The organism is Amycolatopsis sp. NPDC102389 (genome assembly GCF_044765885.1).
In the GTDB taxonomy this organism is placed as follows: Bacteria; Actinomycetota; Actinomycetes; order Mycobacteriales; family Pseudonocardiaceae; genus Amycolatopsis.
This window is the reverse complement of the sequence record NZ_JBIWKX010000102.1, coordinates 1-15,656: the sequence shown is the minus strand read 5'-3', so window position 1 is coordinate 15,656 and position 15,656 is coordinate 1. Positions and strand designations below refer to the sequence as shown.

Below are 15,656 nucleotides of genomic sequence, written 5' to 3'. Positions count from 1 at the left end.
TGGTCCCCCGGGGTGGCCCCCCCCCCCCGGGGGCCCCCCCCCCCCTGGGGTTGGGGCCGGGGCGTTGTGTGTGTGTTTTTTTGTTTCACCCCCACCCCCCCACCCACGACCACCGGCCGCGCCACGGGTCAGAAGCCGAAGAGCTCCTGCGGTACTTCGTGCTCGTCCGGCCAGGTCAGCCAGGCGACGTCGGTCGGGCCGATGGCGCAGTTGGCCACCCGCCAGGACCGCGCGTCGTCGTCGACGTTCGTTTCGCTCTTCTTCTTGAGCAGGGCGACGTAGACGTCGGACATGACGCCGTCGGCCCGCCGGTTCTCGTAGATGGTGCCGGCGTAGTACGGACGACCGGCTTCGGTGCCGCGCATCGTGCCCTGCAGGAACACCCAGGGGCCGAGCCGGTCGAGCTGTTCCACGGCCACCTGGACCTGGTCGCCGAACTCCTGGTCGAGCCGGGCGGTGGCGGCCTGGAGTACCGCTTCCCGGACCGGGTCGCCGGGGTTCAGCGACACCGGGACGGGTCGTGCGGACGGGGTGTACATCGAGCTACCTCCCACTGGCGGGCAGGGACGCGATCGACCGCGTCCGCCTGCCCGGTGCTGCTACGGCGTTGGGTCGGATCAGGTCGGCGGGGTGAGGATCTTCACGAGGCCGCCACCGCCGCCCATGCTGATCTTCTGCGAACCGTCGGGGTTGATGTTGTTCGAGCCGATGAACTGGCCATCGCCCGCGTACAACACGACGTGCCCGCCGTTGTTCGAGATCACCACGTCGCCGGGTTTCGCCTCGGAGAGCGGCACCGACCGCCAGCCGTCCGCTTCGAGGTTGGCCGACAGACCGGCGACCGAGGCACTGGCCTGGCCCTTGTCGATCAGGCCCGCCGCCTCGAGACAGCCGGAAACGAAGTTCGCGCAGTTGACGTTGTTGGGCACCCACGACTGCATGGCGGGCAGCTCACCGCTGCCCTTGAGGTCGCCGGCGTTGCGGCCGAGGAACTTCTCGGCGATCTTCGCCGGGTTGTCGCCCCGGGCGTCGATCGGCTTGGCGGGCCTGCCGTCGCCCTGCACCCCGGCGGGGCCGCCACCGCCACCGCCGCCGCCTCCGCCACCACCGCCGCCGTCGCCCCCGCCGTGGCTGGGCGGGCCGCTCAGGTTGGAGTCGACCGGCTTGGCGTGGACACTCGACGCCGTGGTCTGGCCGTCGTCGGCGGGGATCAGCTCGAGGAAACCGCCTTCGATCTCCAGGCCGAGCGGCTTGAGGAGATCGTCGATCTGCTTCTCGGCGTCGTCCAGCGCCTTTTCGATCTCGTCCTTCTTGCCGTTCGAGTCTTTTTCGTTGAGCTGCCGGAGCCGCTCGATATCCGACGCGGCGGCGGCGATCTCGTTGTCGTCCTCGGAGCTGTTCTTCCGGCGGCGGGCCGAGTCGATCAGCTTGCGGTTGTCCGCGTCCTTGTCGTTGGCTTCCTGGGCGAGCTGTGCGACCTTCTTCTTGACGTCGTCCATGATCTCGGACACCCGCTGAAGGATGTTCTTGGCCGCCTCGGCCTTGTCGCTGACCTTGTAGCTGGCCTTGCCGAGCTTTTCGAGATGGTCGGCGACGGCGTCGGCGTCCTTGCCCTCCCAGTGGCGCAGGACGTCCTCGCGGAAGACCTTGAGATCGTCGCCGAGGTCGTTGGCCCTGGTGGCGGCTCCGCCGACCTTCCTGGCCTGGTCGTTGACCGCGCTCGAATCGAGCTTCTGCGTCGCCTGGGCGTGTTTGTCGATGGCGTCCAGCGACTTCGGACGGTCGTGCGACGGGTCGTCGAGCGTGCTCGGATTCCGCTCCGCGGTGGTCATCGGTAAATCCCCCTGGTTCCCGTCTTCAGTCCGATCAATCCCGCTCGCGGCCGTGGCCGCGGAGGGTGTCGACACCCGCGGCTTCGTCGTTACGCATCCGCTGCGCTGCGTTGGCCAACGCGTTCGACGCGGCGTCGACGAGCTTCGCGGCGGCCGCCAGCTCGGCGTTCACCCCGCGGTGGAACCCCTTCATCGTGGTCCCCGTGCTGGCCGCGTTCTTCAGGTCGCCGAAGGCGCCTCCGGGATCGCCGTCGCCAAGGTCCTTGCCCGTACCGCTGTAGCCGTCCTTGAGCCCGCCGACCTTCTTGGCCAGCGCGGCGATCTGCTCTGGATCGAATCGGCGAGTCATGGATGATCCTTCCAGTCCCGGCGCCTGCGCCCGTGCTTGCTTGACCCACACTGCTCTACCGCGCACCCTATGAGTTCACACCCACGCGTGCGCACCGTTTCCCGAAACGCGATGACGCCGTTCGTGTACACCGACGCATCCGGTCGCGCGTTGGTTCCCGGAAGATTTCAGCGGCGTCCTCGGCGAGAAGATCTTACCCTCTCGGCACCCGCCGAGATCGATGTCGCGCTGCGCGACCAGGCCTCGGCCACCTGAAGCGGCCATTCTCACCCGGTCGGGGGGGGCGCGATCACGGAAACGGCGATCGCGTAGTCCGTGAAGGCCTCCTTCCCTACCTTCAGGGTAGGCAAGGAGGCCTTCACGGACCCGCGACCACCTGGCCGCCATTCAGCAGGTACTCACGACCCGCGGTACCGAAGCCTCACTTGCGGATCCGGTGGTCCGCGGCGACCCAGTTCGTTTCCCAGGTCGTCCCGCCGTCCGCCGAGAACGCCTGCTCGAAACGCGCGTCGTCCGGGCCTTGCCGGAAGACGAGGAAACGCACCTTGATCGGACGGCCACCGAGCTGGTCGTCACCGTGGAACTCGCCGACGCCGTCACGGAAGCCGCCGTAGACCGCCGGGGTGAGCAGACCGTCGCGCATGTTGACGAAGGTCAGGCTCCACCGCTGCGCCTGCGGTTCGTACAGCCGCAGGTTGAGCGCGTCGATGCGCCCGTCGGGACCCGAGACCTCGAACTCGAGGGCGTTCGCCCGCCGTTCCATGAGCGGGCGGACGGTGCTGGTGCCGTCGAACTGGAGCCACTGGTCCGCCGATTCCGAAAGCGGCTCGGCGAGCACCCGCACCGTGGAGCGCCAGGTGCCGATCTCCCAGTCGAACGCCCGCTGGGGATCGGTGCCCGAGGTGGAAGCGTCGCCCGACGCCGCCGTCGCGACCAGCATCAGGGCCGAAAGGCCCACTGTGAGGATTCGTTTGTATGGCACGGTCATGGTCCGACTATCCGAGCGGAGGACGGCCATGGACAAGAAGGCACCTCTGGGTAACCTCCCGCGCCCCAACCCGCTGCCCGGCTGCCCGATGGCCGCGGCGTTCGCCGCGATCGGCGGGAAATGGAAACTGACGCTGCTGTACTGGCTCGCCCACGGCGAGTCGCATTTCGCCGGCCTTCGCCGCCGGGGCGCCCCCATCACGCCCAAGGTGCTCGCCGAGCAGCTGCGCGAACTCGAGGCCGACGGACTCGTCGAACGCGTGGTGACCGGGCCGGTCCCGGCGCGCGTCATCTACCGGCTCACTCCCTACGGCGCCACGGTCCTGCCCGTGGTCGAGGAGGTCCGGGTCTGGGGCGAGGCACATCTCGAACGCACCCGGGGCGATGCCGCGCCGAACGCGGCGATGAGCTGTACCGAGTCGCTCGGCTAGGCGGTGTCCGGTGAGTCCTACCGGCGGTCTCCGCACCCAGGTGTGGGGGGGGGGCCAAAATATGGGGAACAAATCGGGCGACACGGGTGTGTGGGGCCCCAAACCCAAGTTGGGTAAAATCAGCGTCCGACATGGTGCTTTCCGCGACACGCACCGGCTGCACGACAGCTCCGATTCACCGCACCCCGGAGCGGCGGGCGGCGGTGGCCGTGGCGAGGGTCTGGAGCACCTCCTGAGTGGCGGCGATGTCGATGCAGGCGTCCGTGATGGACTGACCGTAGGTGAGCGGCCGGTCGGGGTGGAGGTCCTGGCGGCCCGCCTGGAGGTTGGATTCGAGCATGACGCCGACGATGCCGCGCTGACCGTTCTTGATCTGTTCGGCGATCTGGCCCGCGACGACGGCCTGCCGGAGATGGTCCTTGCGGCTGTTGTCGTGGCTGGCGTCGATCACGACGCGACGCGGCAGTCCCGCGTTCTGGAGGGTGGTGAGCGCCGCGCGGACGGACGCCGGGTTGTGGTTCGGCGCGCTGTTGCCGCCGCGCAGGACGAGGTGACAGTCCGGGTTGCCGACGGTGTGCAGGATCGCGGGCAGGCCGCTGGGGTCGACGCCGGGGACGACGTGCCGGGCTTCGGCGGCGCGGATCGCGTCGACCGCGACGGTGACGTCGCCGTCGCGGCGGTTCTTGAAGCCGACCGGCATGGACAGGCCGCTGGCCAGCATGCGGTGGTTCTGGCTTTCCACGGTGCGCGCGCCGATCGCGCCCCACGAGACGGTGTCGGCGAGGTACGCCGGGATGGTGGTGTCGAGCCATTCGCACGCGGCGGGCAGGCCGCCCTCGGCGAGTTCGAGGAGCAGGTCCCTGGCGATGCGCAGCCCGCGGTTGACGTCGCCGGTGCCGTCGAGGTGCGGATCGTTGATGAGTCCCTTCCAGCCGCCGACCGTGCGGGGCTTTTCGAAGTACACGCGCATGATGATCAGGAGCTCGTCGGAGAAGCGGCCGGCGAGGGCGGCGAGCCGGTCGGCGTATTCGAGTGCCGCGGCGGGATCGTGGATGGAACAGGGCCCGGCGATCACGAGCAGCCTGTCGTCCGTGCCGTCGAGGACGCGGAGCACGTTTTCCCTGCCGTGGCGCACCGTGTCGGCCGCGTTGGCGCCGAGCGGCAGTTCGTGGTGCAGCAGGGCGGGCGTGACCAGCGGGACCATCCGGTCGATGCGCTGGTTGTCGAGTTCGACCGTGGCGATGGTTGTCATCACAGATATCCAAGGTTTCTGCCTGCACCGGATGCGGGAAAGCCGGGGTTTCCCGCACCAGGACGGCGGTCTCGGGTGAACGAAGAAGCAAGCCCGGCATTTACTCGAGCGAGAATTCTCTTACCCCGGAATCTTCCACCATTCGCCACCGGGAACAATGGTCCAACCCGAATTCAGCGGCCGGTCCAGACCGGGTCCCGTTTCTCGGCGAAGGCACGGGCTCCTTCGCTCGCGTCCGCGCTCGTCCGTCGCCGTTCTTCCCACGGATACGAGGTTTTGAACGCTTCTTCGAGCGGGAGATCGAGCGAGCGCAGCGCTGCCTCCTTGATCGCCCGGACCGAAAGCGGAGCGGCACGCACCAGGTCGTCCGTCCATTCGGCGACGCGGCGGTCCAATTCCGCGAACGGCACGACCTCGTTGACCAGACCGTGGTGAAGCGCCGTCGCCGCGTCCATTCTGCGCCCGGTCAGCAGATATCCCATCGCCACTTTCTGCGGCAGCTGCCGCGGCAACCGGAACACCCCGCCCGCCCCGGCGATCAGCCCGAGACGGACCTCCGGCAAGCCGAAGACCGCCTCGTCGGAAGCCACGACGATGTCGCACGCGAGCACGAGTTCGAAGCCGCCACCCAGCGCGTAGCCGTGCACGCGGGCGACCACCGGTTTGGACAGGGTGAACCGGTCGGTCAGCCGGGGATGACCGGGCTGACCGCTGCTGCCGAACGTCGACGCCTCGACGCCTTCCTCGGTCAGCCGCGCGCGTTCCTTGAGGTCCTGCCCGACGGAGAACGCGCGATCACCCGCACCGGTCAGGACCACCGCCCTGACGTCGTCGTCGGCTTCGACGTCGTCCCAGATCCCGGCTAGTTCCGCGTGCATCCGCCGGTCCATCGCGTTCAGCGCTTCGGGCCGGTCCATCGTCACGTAGGCGACGTGGTCCTTCTTCTCGTACCGGACCCCGTTCATCGCGAGCCCACCGCGAAGCCGTCCACCTTGCCGATCACGTCCGCGCCGTAGATGCGCAACGCCTGCTGCAGCGCGAATTCGGCGATGTACCGGCGAAATTCCTCCGGTGGTTCCTCGGCGAGGTTCACCATGCGCCGGTTGGCGACCACGGCTTCCCCGTCGAGCCGCGCCAGCGCACTGTCGATCGCCGCGTCCATCTCCTCCGGCGGGACGACCTCGTCGACGATCGACCGGGCGTCCGGCTCGTCCGCCCGCAGCTTGCGGCCGCCGAGGATCACCTGCCGGGCCACGCGCGGCCCGGCGATCCGCGAAAGCCGGAAATTCGACGCGCCGGGGATGATCCCCTCCTTCGCCGCGGGGAGGCTGAGGTACGCGTCGGAGGCCGCCAGCACGTGGTCGAAGACCAGAAGCAGCTGGGTCCCACCGCCGATGGCGAAGGAATCGACGGCCGCCATCCAGGGTTTGTCGGTGAACCGGGAATGCCAGGAATCGTCCGTCAGCAGACCGCGGAAGATCTTCTGGATATAGCCCGTTTCCCGCCGCAGCAGGAAATCCACGAGCGGGATGTCGCCGGAGCTGAGCTTCTTGAGGTTGATCCCCGCGCAGAACACGCGACGCCCCAGGTAGCGGGGATGACTCATCACCCCGCCCCGCAGCAGTCCCACCCGGACGGACGGGTCGAGCAACGCCAGATCGACCGCGGTCTCCATGTCGTCGACCTGCTGGGCGTCCTCGGCGTTCAGGCAGTCGTCCCGGCACAGGGTCAAGTGCGCGACGCCGTCCCGGCGCTCCAGCCGGACGGCCTCCATCTGCACGAGCCCCGTCTCGAGGAACTCGGGCAGCAGCCGCTGGGCCCGGGCGGTGGGCCGGAGCATGGCGTCGAGCAGATGCGGGCCGGCCTTCGGCGCGCGCAGGATCCCGCGCAGGAAGAGACCCTGGTCGATCTCGCGCCCTTCCTTCTCCGCCTGCGGCCGCGAACGCTCGGCCGCCATCTGCTCCTCGGACGGCACCAGACCGGGAAAGGCGAGCGCGGCGGCCCGGACGAGTTCGTCGATCCGGAGATACCGCGTCCGGCCGTCGGTGAGTTCGGCGTAGATCTCTTCGGCGTGCGCCTCGACGAAGTCCGCGCGCATCGCCCGGACTTCGTCGTCGACCCGGTGGGCCTCCCCCGCCAGGGCCCGGAGGTCGAGCCCTGGCGAAAGAGCGCTTTGATCCGTCGTCACGGCTTGGCTTCCCGCCGCAGGGCCCGGTCCGCCGCGGCCAGGTGGGAACCGAGCGCCTCCTCGAAGGTGATCGAGCCGGCTTCGAAGATCAGCTGCCGCCGGATCGCCGTCTCGGCGCCGTCCATGACGCCGTCCAGCTCGGCCAGCGTCTTCGCCGGATCCTCGGACACCTCGTCGATCAGGTCGAGGGCGAGCGCGCGCTCCGTCCCGATCGGGGCCCCGAGCAGCACGGCCCGGCGGATGCCCGCCGCTCCGGCCTGTTTGGTGAGGCGGTACACGGTCATTCCCGGCCAGGTGCCCCCGCCGGCCGACGCGAGCTGCAACATGGTCCCCGGTTCGGCGATCCGGATGTCGGCGGCGAGGAGGAGATCCAGTGCCGTGCCGGCGCATTCGCCCGACGCCACCGCGGCGGTGAGCCTGCCGAGGCGCTCGAACCGGCGCACGACGCGCTCCCATTTGGACACCAGGCCGACCGCCAGTCCCTTCGCCCAGTCCGCGGGCGGGGCGCCCGTGACGTGGACGGTGACCGGTCCCGGTTCACGCTGGTCCTCGGCGCGATCGCACAGCGCGTCGATCTCCTCGACGATCGCGGCGGACAGCGGACGGGATCCGTCGAAGCGCAGCACCAGTTCGCTCTTGATTTCGTTACGCGTCACCATTGAATAAGCGCCATTTCGATTGTGGAGCCAGGCCCCATGGTCATGAGCACGCCGTAGTCCCCCGGGCGGGCGACGTCTTCGTCGGCGAGCCGCTCGTAGGAGAAGAGGAAGGAGCCGCTGGAGAGGTTCCCGTAGTCGCGGAGCACGCCGGTGGTGTGCCGGACGTCGTACCGGCTCAGGCCGAGGTTGACGACGACGGCGTCGATCACCTTCTTCCCGCCGGAATGCACCAGCCAGTGGCCGATGTCGTTGCGGCGCAGGCCCGTTCCGGACAACAGCCGGTCGATGACGATTTCGGCGTGCGCGCCGACCACGTAGGGGATCTGCGGGTCGAGGAAGAAACTGAACCGGTCCTGGTCACGGTCCCAGTCGTAGCGCATCGCGTCGAGCGCGCCGGTGATGATGTAACTGGCGAATTTCAGGACGCGCGGACCCGGCACCCGCCCGTCACCGGAAACGAGCGCGAGCGCCGCGGATCCGTCGCCGAAAAGACTGTTGACCACCGCGGTCCGCATCGTGCCGTCCAGCGCGTAGGCGGCGGAACACGCTTCGCTGCACAGGACGACGCCGAGTTCGCCGGGGTGCGCCGCGGACCAGCCCGACACCACGTTGAGCGCGTTGAGACCGGCGTTGCAGCCCATCCCCACGATGTCCGAACGGCTGCAATGCGGGTCGATGCCCAGTTCCCGGATGATGAGCGCGCTCAGGCCGGGGGTCAGGAACCCGGTCGAGGTGACACAGCACAGGTGACGCAGATCCGAAAGCGTCGCCCCCGCCGACTTCAGGCAGGCTTCCAAGGCCCGGCAACCCATGTCGACGGCGACCTTCTTGTGCTTGTCGAGGAGGTCGCCCTGCGGTTCGGTCGCGCGTCCGCCGCCGGCACCCTCCGGCGGCAGGGTGAGGAAACGCCGGTCGATGGCGCTGTTCAGGAAGACAGAGCGGATCTTCGGGTCCTCGATGTCGAGGATTTCGAGAAGTTCGGACTGCGAGTAGGACGACTCGGACACCGCGGTGCCCACGCCGGCGAATCTGGTGATCTCGGTGAGTCCGGTGAGGACGGAAAGATCCTCGGCCGGTTCGATGATGGCCGTCATCGGTACATCCACCCCCATGTTCTGAGCTTGCTACGAAGCAGCTGCTTGAACTGCGCAGCGGGCATTGGTCTCACCTTTCGCGGATCTCAGCGGACAATTCCGAAATTAGGCTTCGCCGATCTCGATGGTCAACGCGTCCAATTCGGGACCGGTGAGACATGCGACAGCCACTTTCAGGACATACGACTGTCCTCAATGGACCGGACGCGCGGGCAAGCCGTGTCGCGAAAGCCACTTTCAGGACATCGCATGTCGCGAAAGTGGCTTTCGCGACACGCGACAGGTGGCAGGTGGCGGGCGGCCGGCCGAGCACTCACGGGCGGCGGTAGATCGTCATGGAATGGCCCACTCTCTCGATCGGTGTACTGCCGGCGATCAGCGCGTCGAGGTCGCCGGTGGCGCCGCCTCCACCGGTACCGCCCCCGCCCATCGGGTCGGCGAAGGCACCGAGGACCGCGGAATCCGACACGGCGAGCACGCCGTGCACCTGGTCCGCGGGCACCGTGAGCGGGTCGGCGGCATCGATGCCGTAGTAGGACGGCAGACCACTCCCCTGGTAGACGAGCCAGGTCCACTCGCCCGCGTAGTCCTGCTTCAAGCGATCCGCCAGGCGGCCCAGATCCTGCCCCCAGTCGACGTTCGAGTCCAGCAGGTACCGGTGCGTGTTCTCCGGGCCGCCGAACGCCTCGTTGGAGTACGGGAGGTAGTACGGGAATGTCATCAGCGAGCTGACCGCGGCGAAGGCCACCACGACCACCGCGGCCACCTTCACCCACCACCGTCGCACGACGAGCACCGCGGCCGCGGCGACGGCCAGGAACATCGGCGCGAAGGCCAGGTACCGCACGCCGTTGTCGCGGACGATGACCATGGCCGTGGCCATCAGCAAGGCCGTCGGGACGAGCACGTACGGCGCCGCCGGGCGCAGGCGCCGGACCGACAGCAGCACGGCGGCGCCCGCCAGCCAGATCGCCAGCGCTCCCAACGGTGTCTTCACCAGCAGCGCGGCCGGACCGTAGTACCAGAGCGAGCCCGTGTAGTGCCTGCCGAACAGGAAGTTGTGCCACACATGGTCTTCGAGTTCGAACTGGAAGCGCATACCGTCCCGCAACGGCCGAGGGAACGGCAGCCAGTCGACGAGGGTCCGCATCCCGTGCAGGGGCTGCATCCCCGACGGCGTCTCCCAGTGCAGGCTCGGATCCACGACGAGGTACGAAACCCACACCACGGCGATCGCGATCACCGCCATCCCGGTCCCCGCCAGCACACCGCGTCCGATGAGCAAGGCCGGGCTCTTCAGGTCGAGCCCGCGGGCGCGGCGGGCGTGCCAGACGGACAGCACGGCCAGCGGGATCAGCACCGGAACCGCCACCAGGGAAAGCACTTTCGTGGCCGTAGCCGCGCCGAGGGCGAGTCCGGCGAGCGGGAGATAGAGACCGGGACGGCGCCGGGCACGCCACACCAGCCAGACCGACGTCAGCAGGAAACCGGCCACCGGCACGTCGAGCGTCGCCAGCGAGCCGTGTGCGATGACGTCGGGCGAGAACGTGAACAGGGTGAGTGCCAGCAGCCCGCCGGCGCGGCCGGCCAGATCGGAGGCGAACGCGAAGACGACCAGCCCGAACAACAGCGTCAGCAGGATGACCGGGAGCCGGGCGAACAGCATCAGCCGGTCCGGATCGTTGCCCGCTTCGTAGACCACGTGCTTGCCGAGTTCCCACTCGTGGCCGGCGAAGCCCGGGGTGATCTTCGGATCGGTGAAGGCCACCCCGGCCGCGATGATCAGCTTGCCCAGCGGTGGATGCTCGGGGTTGTACCGCAGGCTGTGCTCTTCGAGGTAGACCACCGCGGTGCCGACGTAGACCGGCTCATCGATGGTCGGGGACTGTTCCACCGCCGTCGTGATCATCACGATCGCCATTTGCGTGAGCAGGGCGATCACCACGCCCGCGTACAACCACCGCTGGTGCCTTCGCACCCAGCCGAGGAATGCGTTCTCGTTCGAAGGGTCCAATGACTGCCGTAGGCCATCGGTCGTCAAGTTCGGCGTCCTTCCCCCGGCGGACCGGTGCGCCCGGCCCGCCCTGGATATCGATTACCCGGTCACGCTCCCGCGCCGACGAGGACCATCACGGTCGGCGCCGCCGGTGGGCGACGCCGTGTCGGGTTCCGTGATGGCCCTCGTCGGCGAGGTGCTGTCAGTGAAGATTTGTCGATGGTGGTGTTTCCGAGCGAGCCAACTGCGCCTTAGGTCGTGTCCTGTAAGTCTGCATGGGGTCGTGATTGGCGTTTCGGGTTATTGAGGGGCAAGGCAAATGTGGCGTGTCGCGAAAGCCACTTTCGCGACGTCTGATGTCCCGAAAGTGGCTTTCGCGACACGAAGTCCGACAGGTCACGAGCGGACCGCCCATCTCACCGGACACGTTTGCCTTACCCCTCAAATAAATGCCCGTTTGGTGCTCGCATGACCGGTTTTCCGTGGGGTCGTGAGTGGCAAGTGTCGTTAGAACCCCACTTGCCACTCACGACCTCCTTGCGAAAGCGTGCAGACTACCCAAACCGGACACTTGCAACTCGAAAAGTGTCCCCTTGGGAGCACTCCCCAACCGGTGCGCTCCAGCAGAAAAGTCAGGCGGAGAGCGAAACTCCGGACAGCTGGCGCTCGAGTTCCACGCTGGTGGCGTAGTCGGGGAGCAGCCCCTGCCGCTCCGCCTCGGCGAGCGTGATGGCGGCCTGGTCGCGTTCGGACAGGGTCGGCTCGACCTCGGTGGCGACCGGCAGGCCCAGCGCGGGATCCAGGGCCGAAAGGGCGAGTTCGTTCTGCGCCACGTAGCCCGCGGAAAGCATGTATGACATGACGGTGTCGTCTTCGAGCGCCACGAAGGCGTGGCCGACACCGACCGGGAAGTACATCGTCCGGAAGTCCTGCTGGTCCATCAGGACCGCGTCCCATTTCCCGAACGTGGGCGAGCCGACCCGGATGTCCACCACGATGTCCAGCGCCCTGCCGCGGGCACAGTAGACGTACTTCGCGATGCCCGGCGGCGTCACGGTGTAGTGGATTCCCCGCACCACACCGCGTTTGGACATGCTGTGGTTCGTCTGCGCCACCGGGAAGAGCGGGCTGCCGTGGGCTTCGGCGAAGGCCTCTTCCTGGAACGGCGACACGAACAGGCCCCGGTCGTCGGGGAAGACGCGCGGAGTGAACTCGATCGCGCCTTCGACGGCGAGTTTGCGTGCTTGCACGGTTTTGCTCCTGAGGTCAGAGGGTGGACAGCACTTCGCGGACCGCGTGGACGACCTTGTCCTGCAGGTCGGGCGAGAGCGCGGGGTACATCGGCAGCGAGAAGATCTCGCCGGCCAGCTTCTCGGTGACCGGGAGCGAACCCTTCTCGTACCCGAGGTGGGCGAATCCGGTCATCGTGTGCACCGGCCACGGGTAGCTGATGTTCAGGTGGATGTCGTAGGCCTTGAGGCGTTCGAGGATCTCGTCACGACGCGGGTGCCGCACGACGTACACGTAGTACACGTGCTCGTTGCCAGGAACGGTCTTCGGCAGTTTCAGCTCGGTGTCGCCGAGGCCGTCGACATAGCGCTGCGCGACCGCCCGGCGGCCCGCGGTGTAGGCGTCGAGCCGTTTGAGCTTGCGCCGCAGGATCTCGGCCTGGACCTCGTCCAACCGGCTGTTGTGGGCGGGCGTCTCGACCGTGTAGTAGCGCTCTTCCATGCCGTAGTACCGCAACCGGCGCAGCTTCGCGGCCACCGTTTCGTCGGACGTGATCGCCGCGCCGCCGTCGCCGTACGCGCCGAGCACCTTGGTGGGATAGAAGGAGAACGCGGCCGCGTCGCCGGTCGTGCCCGCGATCGTGCCGTGCTGCCGCGCCCCGTGCGCCTGCGCACAATCCTCCAAAATGGACAGTCCGTGCTTCGCGGCGAGCTCCTTCAGCGGGGCCATGTCCGCGCACTGGCCGTACAGGTGGACGGGCAGCAGGCATTTGGTGCGCTCGGTGATCGCGGCCTCGACCTGGCCGGTGTCCATCAGGAAGTCGTCCTCGCGGACGTCGACGAAGACCGGGGTGGCACCCGTGCCGTCGATGGCGACCACGGTCGGGGCGGCGGTGTTCGACACCGTGATCACCTCGTCGCCCGGCCCGACGCCGAGCGCCTGGAGGCCGAGCTTGATCGCGTTCGTGCCGTTGTCGAGACCGACACAGTGGCCGATTCCGTGGTACGCGGCGAATTCCGTTTCGAAACCGCGCAGGCTCGCGCCGAGCACGAGCTGCCCCGAGTTGAACACCGTCTCGACCGCGTCGAGCAGGTCTTCCCGTTCGGTCTCGTATTCGGCGAGGTAGTCCCATACGCGCGTGGTCATGTGCGAGCCTTTCCGTGAACTGGGGTGGTCAGCGCGGCGACGGTGCGACGCACTCCTTCGGGCAGTGAGATCTCCGGACGCCAGCCGGTGATCGCCCGGAACGGCGTGGAATCGATGGTGACGCTGCGAAGATCCGTCGCCGGTGCGTGGGACGGGGGTTCCACACAGGTCACGTCCACCGGGCTCCGTCCGGTGTGGTCGGCCATCTCTTTGGCCACGAGCCGGAAGACGTCGGCGAGCTGGTCTCCGCGGCCGGCGCCGAGCAGCCAGTGGCCGCCGACCAGCGCGTCCGGGGCGGCCAGCGCCGCGGTGAACGCCGCCGCGATGTCCTCGACATGGACGAGGTCACGTCGCACGGTGCCGTCGCCCCAGATGGTGAGGTCCTGGCCGTCGAGCGCCCGCCGCGCCATGGCGGACACGACACCTCGGTCGAGATTCGCGCCCTCAGCCGGGTTTTCGCCGAACACCGTGGGCAGCCGCAGGCTGATCCCGCGCACGAGGCCGTCGGCCGTGGCCTTCTTGAGGACCTGCTCCGCCGCCAGCTTTTGCTTGTCGTACGGGGTTCCCGGCTCGTCGGGCTCGCTGCCGTCGATCGGTTCCCGGGGCGGCACACCGACCTGCGACGCGGCACCGCCGTAGATCACCAGCGGAGGCTCGCCGCCGGCAGCACCGATTACGTCGACGAGATCGCGCATCACACCCAGGTTCACGCGTTCGGCTTCTTCGGTCTCGGCCACGCGCCAGCCGCCGTCCGCCAGCAGCAGGTACACGATCGCGTCCGAGCCCGCGACCGCGTCGGCCAAGGCGGCCCGGTCGGTGAGATCGGCGGTGACGACGGTCGTTTCGGCTTGACCGGACGGGGGCGCGAGGTTTCGGCGTGACACCGCTCGCAACCGGACCGGTTGCCGCGCCAGCGCACGCGTGACGGCCGAGCCCACGAAGCCCGACGCCCCGAGGACGGTGATCTGCTTGGTCATACCTCTCCTTGCGGCTGTGCCGTCGCGGCGTTGATACAGGCGAGCAGGGTGCGGGCTTCGACGTTGACGTAATGCCCGTGCCGGGTGAGCGTCGTGAGCTGGGCCGGTGTCACCCAGGCGTAGCCGGGCGGGAGCTCGGCCGTGTCGTCCGCCTCGATCGCGAGGTAGCGCGCCCTGACGTTGAGGAAGCGGCCACCCTCCTCGGAATGGACCGCCTCGTAACGGATCCGCGACCGCGGCGCGTTGAGGACGAAGTCGAGGAAGGGCGGGCGGCTCTCCGCGGGCAGGTGCGCGTAGTTGTGGGGCGTGCACTGGACGGTCGGCGCCAGCTCGACCGTGTCCAGGAAACCGCCGTCGGCGCGGGCGTGCACCAGGACGTGCGGCACGCCGCCGATCTCGCGCACGAGGAACGCGACGACCCCCGTGCCGACGGATTCCAGCAGCGGCTGGGTCCAGCTGATCTTCTCGCGGTTGCTGCCCTTGACCGCGACCGCGAGGACCTTGAAGTACCGGCCGTCCTCGTGCTCGATCGCTTCGACGCCCTGTTTCCAGCCGTCCACGTCCGTGAGCGGGATGCGCCGCGCGCGGACGTCGTGGCGCGAACGCTCGTTCGTGAACCACGACAGGAGCTGGATGTCGGAGAGCAGCGCGCCGGGAGCGTCGTCGTGGTACGGCAGGCAGGACAGCACGCTCCTGGCGTTCATGTTGATCGTCTCGTCCTCGTGCATCAGCTCCGCGATCTGACCGAGGGTGAGCCAGCAGAAGTCGTCCCACATCGGCACGTCGTCGACGGTCTCGACGATCATGTTGCGGTTGGACTTGCGGAAGAACCACGAACCCTGTTCGGCCTGGAGGACGTCGACGATGATCCGCTCCGGGTCGGGCGGGGCGAAGTACTCGATCAGTTTGACGTTGGTGCCGCCGTGCGCCTTGGTGTAGTTGCTGCGGGTGGCCTGCACGGTCGGCGAGAGCTGCACCAGGTTCGGGTTCCCCGGCTCCATCTTGGCCTGCATCAGGAAATGCAGGACACCGCCGAATTCCTTGGCCAGGATGCCGAGAATGCCCACCTCGGGCTGTTTGATGACCGGCTGCCGCCATTCGCGGTACGGGCCGTCGCCGTGGGGGCCGTCGGCCTCGACCACGTGCAGGCCCTCGATGGCGAAGAACCGTCCGCTGCTGTGCACGAGATTGCCGGTCACGTCCTCGAACCGCCACTGGTCGAGATCGGCGAAGGGAATGCGCTCGACGTGGAAGACGTTGGCCTCACGGCGTTCGGCGATCCAGGCGCGGACGTCCTCGGTCCGCAGGTGCACACCGTCGGTCGTCGCGGCCGACCGGGCGATGCGGTCGGCGTGGTCGCGGTCGTCACGCGGGCGCACCGTGCGAGGTGCGACAAGAGGCAGCATCTGGAACCTCACCTTTCGTGGGTGGTGGGGGGGGGGGGGGGGGGGGGGTTGCCCACCCCCCCCCCCCCCCCCCCCCCCCGCACCGAGGGCGCCCGCCCGCGCCCCCGCC

General features: G+C 68.5%; 15 protein-coding genes. 1 reads left to right on the top strand and 14 read right to left on the bottom strand.

Annotation, left to right across the window (positions count from 1 at the left end):
- Positions 1-128 precede the first annotated feature (128 nt).
- The 4 genes from ACIRGA_RS39660 to ACIRGA_RS39645 all read right to left on the bottom strand — a co-directional run bounded on the left by ACIRGA_RS39660 (position 129) and on the right by ACIRGA_RS39645 (position 3,169).
- Positions 129-539, bottom strand: coding sequence for a hypothetical protein (locus tag ACIRGA_RS39660; protein WP_400952226.1), 411 nt, complete (start codon positions 537-539; stop codon positions 129-131).
- 78 nt (positions 540-617) lie between these two features.
- Positions 618-1,832, bottom strand: coding sequence for a peptidoglycan-binding protein (locus tag ACIRGA_RS39655; RefSeq protein ID WP_400952224.1), 1,215 nt, complete (start codon positions 1,830-1,832; stop codon positions 618-620).
- 34 nt (positions 1,833-1,866) lie between these two features.
- Positions 1,867-2,181, bottom strand: a complete 315-nt coding sequence (locus tag ACIRGA_RS39650; RefSeq protein ID WP_400952222.1) for a hypothetical protein — start codon at positions 2,179-2,181, stop codon at positions 1,867-1,869.
- A 421-nt stretch (positions 2,182-2,602) separates the two neighbouring features.
- The gene (locus tag ACIRGA_RS39645) at positions 2,603-3,169 is read right to left on the bottom strand and encodes a hypothetical protein (RefSeq protein WP_400952221.1); all 567 of its coding nucleotides are present in this window, start codon (positions 3,167-3,169) and stop codon (positions 2,603-2,605) included.
- A gap of 28 nt (positions 3,170-3,197) precedes the next feature.
- Between ACIRGA_RS39645 and ACIRGA_RS39640 the strand changes: the two genes are divergently transcribed.
- Positions 3,198-3,599 carry a winged helix-turn-helix transcriptional regulator gene (locus ACIRGA_RS39640; RefSeq protein WP_400952220.1) on the top strand — a complete coding sequence of 134 codons (402 nt, stop codon included), beginning with the start codon at positions 3,198-3,200 and terminating at the stop codon, positions 3,597-3,599.
- Positions 3,600-3,774: 175 nt separating this feature from the next.
- Here the strand turns inward: ACIRGA_RS39640 and ACIRGA_RS39635 are convergent, their stop codons facing one another.
- The 10 genes from ACIRGA_RS39635 to ACIRGA_RS39590 form a co-directional block, all read right to left on the bottom strand.
- The gene (locus ACIRGA_RS39635; protein WP_400952218.1) at positions 3,775-4,851 is read right to left on the bottom strand and encodes a 3-deoxy-7-phosphoheptulonate synthase; all 1,077 of its coding nucleotides are present in this window, start codon (positions 4,849-4,851) and stop codon (positions 3,775-3,777) included.
- 173 nt (positions 4,852-5,024) lie between these two features.
- Positions 5,025-5,816, bottom strand: a complete 792-nt coding sequence (dpgD, locus tag ACIRGA_RS39630) for an enoyl-CoA-hydratase DpgD (RefSeq protein WP_400952215.1) — start codon at positions 5,814-5,816, stop codon at positions 5,025-5,027.
- Complete coding sequence (dpgC, locus tag ACIRGA_RS39625) at positions 5,813-7,039, bottom strand: (3,5-dihydroxyphenyl)acetyl-CoA 1,2-dioxygenase DpgC (protein ID WP_400952213.1); 1,227 nt, start codon at positions 7,037-7,039, stop codon at positions 5,813-5,815. The genes dpgD and dpgC overlap by 4 nt, the downstream gene beginning before the upstream one ends.
- Positions 7,036-7,698: an enoyl-CoA-hydratase DpgB gene (gene dpgB / locus ACIRGA_RS39620; RefSeq protein WP_400952210.1), complete on the bottom strand. Its 663-nt coding sequence runs from the start codon at positions 7,696-7,698 to the stop codon at positions 7,036-7,038. The genes dpgC and dpgB overlap by 4 nt, the downstream gene beginning before the upstream one ends.
- Complete coding sequence (dpgA, locus tag ACIRGA_RS39615; protein ID WP_400952207.1) at positions 7,692-8,792, bottom strand: 3,5-dihydroxyphenylacetyl-CoA synthase DpgA; 1,101 nt, start codon at positions 8,790-8,792, stop codon at positions 7,692-7,694. Before dpgA ends, dpgB begins: the two co-directional genes overlap by 7 nt.
- A 313-nt stretch (positions 8,793-9,105) precedes the next feature.
- Positions 9,106-10,833 carry an ArnT family glycosyltransferase gene (locus ACIRGA_RS39610; RefSeq protein WP_400952204.1) on the bottom strand — a complete coding sequence of 576 codons (1,728 nt, stop codon included), beginning with the start codon at positions 10,831-10,833 and terminating at the stop codon, positions 9,106-9,108.
- A 587-nt stretch (positions 10,834-11,420) separates the two neighbouring features.
- The gene (locus tag ACIRGA_RS39605; protein WP_400952201.1) at positions 11,421-12,038 is read right to left on the bottom strand and encodes a dTDP-4-dehydrorhamnose 3,5-epimerase family protein; all 618 of its coding nucleotides are present in this window, start codon (positions 12,036-12,038) and stop codon (positions 11,421-11,423) included.
- 16 nt (positions 12,039-12,054) lie between these two features.
- Positions 12,055-13,164, bottom strand: coding sequence for a DegT/DnrJ/EryC1/StrS family aminotransferase (locus tag ACIRGA_RS39600; protein WP_400952198.1), 1,110 nt, complete (start codon positions 13,162-13,164; stop codon positions 12,055-12,057).
- Positions 13,161-14,141, bottom strand: a complete 981-nt coding sequence (locus ACIRGA_RS39595; protein ID WP_400952195.1) for an NAD-dependent epimerase/dehydratase family protein — start codon at positions 14,139-14,141, stop codon at positions 13,161-13,163. Before ACIRGA_RS39595 ends, ACIRGA_RS39600 begins: the two co-directional genes overlap by 4 nt.
- The gene (locus tag ACIRGA_RS39590; protein ID WP_400952191.1) at positions 14,138-15,547 is read right to left on the bottom strand and encodes an NDP-hexose 2,3-dehydratase family protein; all 1,410 of its coding nucleotides are present in this window, start codon (positions 15,545-15,547) and stop codon (positions 14,138-14,140) included. Before ACIRGA_RS39590 ends, ACIRGA_RS39595 begins: the two co-directional genes overlap by 4 nt.
- Between the last annotated feature and the right edge of the window lie 109 nt (positions 15,548-15,656).

Bases quoted from the DNA above. Each gene is read 5' to 3' on its own strand.
- dpgD (WP_400952215.1), bottom strand. From the start codon at position 5,816: ATGAACGGGGTCCGGTACGAGAAGAAGGACCACGTCGCCTACGTGACG.
- dpgA (WP_400952207.1), bottom strand. From the start codon at position 8,792: ATGACGGCCATCATCGAACCGGCCGAGGATCTTTCCGTCCTCACCGGA.
- dpgB (WP_400952210.1), bottom strand. From the start codon at position 7,698: ATGGTGACGCGTAACGAAATCAAGAGCGAACTGGTGCTGCGCTTCGAC.
- ACIRGA_RS39640 (WP_400952220.1), top strand. From the start codon at position 3,198: ATGGACAAGAAGGCACCTCTGGGTAACCTCCCGCGCCCCAACCCGCTG.
- ACIRGA_RS39595 (WP_400952195.1), bottom strand. From the start codon at position 14,141: ATGACCAAGCAGATCACCGTCCTCGGGGCGTCGGGCTTCGTGGGCTCG.
- ACIRGA_RS39590 (WP_400952191.1), bottom strand. From the start codon at position 15,547: ATGCTGCCTCTTGTCGCACCTCGCACGGTGCGCCCGCGTGACGACCGC.
- ACIRGA_RS39650 (WP_400952222.1), bottom strand. From the start codon at position 2,181: ATGACTCGCCGATTCGATCCAGAGCAGATCGCCGCGCTGGCCAAGAAG.
- ACIRGA_RS39600 (WP_400952198.1), bottom strand. From the start codon at position 13,164: ATGACCACGCGCGTATGGGACTACCTCGCCGAATACGAGACCGAACGG.
- ACIRGA_RS39645 (WP_400952221.1), bottom strand. From the start codon at position 3,169: ATGACCGTGCCATACAAACGAATCCTCACAGTGGGCCTTTCGGCCCTG.
- ACIRGA_RS39660 (WP_400952226.1), bottom strand. From the start codon at position 539: ATGTACACCCCGTCCGCACGACCCGTCCCGGTGTCGCTGAACCCCGGC.
- ACIRGA_RS39635 (WP_400952218.1), bottom strand. From the start codon at position 4,851: ATGACAACCATCGCCACGGTCGAACTCGACAACCAGCGCATCGACCGG.
- ACIRGA_RS39655 (WP_400952224.1), bottom strand. From the start codon at position 1,832: ATGACCACCGCGGAGCGGAATCCGAGCACGCTCGACGACCCGTCGCAC.